3 protein-coding genes and 1 pseudogene are annotated in these 2,189 nt (G+C 45.2%); 1 reads left to right on the top strand and 3 read right to left on the bottom strand.

What is annotated here, in order from left to right; translation table 11 throughout:
- The 3 genes and pseudogenes from H6S82_RS30100 to H6S82_RS33130 form a co-directional block, all read right to left on the bottom strand.
- Window positions 1–147, bottom strand: a pseudogene (locus tag H6S82_RS30100) (photosystem II q(b) protein); the annotation flags it as partial.
- Between the two features lie 225 nt (window positions 148–372).
- Window positions 373–1,254, bottom strand: a complete 882-nt coding sequence (locus H6S82_RS30105) for a phosphotransferase (protein ID WP_190471209.1) — start codon at window positions 1,252–1,254, stop codon at window positions 373–375.
- Between the two features lie 22 nt (window positions 1,255–1,276).
- On the bottom strand, window positions 1,277–1,696 hold the full coding sequence (locus tag H6S82_RS33130) for a hypothetical protein (RefSeq protein WP_206756648.1): 420 nt from the start codon (window positions 1,694–1,696) through the stop codon (window positions 1,277–1,279).
- Between the two features lie 179 nt (window positions 1,697–1,875).
- Between H6S82_RS33130 and H6S82_RS30120 the strand changes: the two genes are divergently transcribed.
- Window positions 1,876–2,189 (top strand): ParA family protein (locus tag H6S82_RS30120; protein WP_191057238.1); only part of this gene is annotated, 314 nt, incomplete at its 3' end.

A 2,189-nucleotide genomic window follows, 5' to 3' on the forward strand; every position in this document is an offset into this window, starting at 1 on the left:
GATGAAGCAGGTAGTGGCGGTTAAGAGGGTGGGGATCATCAGGACGCCGAACCAGCCGATGTAGAGGCGGTTTTCGGTCGATGTGACCCACTCGCAGAACCGTTCCCAGACGTTGGCGCTGGAGCGCTGTTGAATGGTGGTGGTCATGATTGGATGATTGCTATGTATTTTTCGAGGTTCGTATGATGTCTTTATTATGAGGGAGGTTGTTAAGGTTTGTAAAGATATTGTTGTCGTAGCGTTTTTTATGGGTTGTATAAGTGGAGCTAATGGGTGGGGTGCGGCGCGATCTGTGAGTTAAAGGAAAAGTTGGCCTCGAACTGAACAACTCAGCGCACAGCTCTTCGACTTGTACGCCAGTAGTTCAGTTTCTCATCCAATATTTGCTCGATCGCGCAAAGCATCAAGCATCATTCGAGCAGGTTCTAACCATCCAGAAAACTCTGGCAGCAAAGCATAAACCCAAACGATCGCGTGTAGTTGTCGCAGCTTGAAATATGGCTCTAACGTAGCCGAATCAGGGGCATTTGGATAAGCTGCTCTAGCTGCATCATCAAGATTAATCAAATCCCAAGCGATCGCACCAATGCAAGTATCCTCAAAATCATTCCACAGCAATCCCTCCACAGTGGGAATTAAATTAGAAGCATTGGCATCTCCGTGTAAGGGTTGTAAAGAATCATCTGAGTAAGTTATCTGACATAATAGATCGTCATATGTAGTTTGCAACAGCCTCAGATCGCTTTCGGGAAGTCGATCTGAGGCTTGATAAAGCCGCTTTAATCCATTTGGAATATCGTTGAGAGGCGGTGCTAAAAAAGGTAGTTCGCCTGGGTAATCGCGTAGAATAGTATGCAATTCGGCTAGCATTTCGGCGACAAGCGCAGCTTCTGGAACTACATCAGAAGCTGGTTGAACATAACGCCAGAAACTCATGAACAAACCGTCAAATTGATAAGGAATAGCAGGTAAAATATCGCTCGGAGCAATCACCGGAACGCCGCGCGATGCCAAAAATTCTACTACGGAAATCTCACGCGCTAACCAGGACTCGATCGGCGCTCGCAATATGGGGGTAATAGTACTGATACGAGCAACAATTGGCGCAGGTCGCAGATGAACTCGCAGCGAATAAGCATCAGCCAGAATATGAGGGTCATCTACTTTAATATCGTAAGCCGAAGCAACAGAAACCGCAGCAGCGACTGCTTGTGCTGTGAGAGTAGAATGACTAAATCGATCTAAAGTTGCCATGATATCTAATTACCTCATCAAACTACTTTTCTCGAACACCACTCAAAACCAGTTGAACTGATGCGTCACTATATCGCTCGATCGCTGCCTGACTGAAAAAATCTTGCTCTAACTCTAAATGTTTCATATTTTCGTAAGAATTCGCATAAAACGTGCAAATCCCAATAATCTGGAGCGCTGTCATCCCAACATCAATTTTTCTAAATATTCCTAACTCTACTCCCTGTTCCAGAATCCCTGTCAAGAAGCTAATTGGCTCTTGCCAATTAGCGTCGCCTGGGAAAGACTGACAAAAGAGCCAGAGGCTGGGTAAAACAGCACAAACGCAGCTAATAACCAGTAAAAGTGATGGCTCAGGGAAATGAGGAGTAATGCGATCGCAAAAGCAACGCCTCCCCCCAAAATCAATTGCCGTCGCTGACCCAGAGCCTAAAATCCCCAAAATTGGCTCTATCAGGCTGCTGATTGTATTGGGTATGCTTTTGAAATTTTTGGGGAAGTACTTGCATAAATAGTTCGAGCTAATGGATACTATAAGCCAATCAAGTAATCAATGCCAACGGTTAGCAAAAAATTCGCTCCAATCCAGTTGCCCCAATTGATATCTGCAACACTACCAACATGATTATTACAACTGCATCGTTTAAAGGTGGTGTAGCCAAAACTACTACTGCCATTCATATCGCCGCTTGCCTGCAAACACTAGGACAAACTTTGCTTATTGATGGCGACCCTAACCGTTCTGCTAGTCGTTGGGCAGAGCGTGGCATCGCAAATGGAAAATCATTACCTTTCAAAGTAGCAGGGGTCAATCAATCGGCTCGTTATAGCAAGGGGTGTGACCATTTCGTTATTGATACAGAAGCACGGGCGGAAGAAGAAGACTTGAAGGAAATTGTCGATGGCTGCGATTTATTGGTGTTACCGACAACACC

The sequence above is a fragment of the Planktothrix sp. FACHB-1355 genome, from assembly GCF_014748295.1.
GTDB classification, from domain to species: domain Bacteria; phylum Cyanobacteriota; class Cyanobacteriia; order Cyanobacteriales; family Aerosakkonemataceae; genus Aerosakkonema; species Aerosakkonema funiforme_A.

What these genes read in the sequence shown, in the direction of transcription:
- H6S82_RS30105 (WP_190471209.1), bottom strand. Translation starts at nt 1,254, where the DNA reads ATGGCAACTTTAGATCGATTTAGTCATTCTACTCTCACAGCACAAGCA.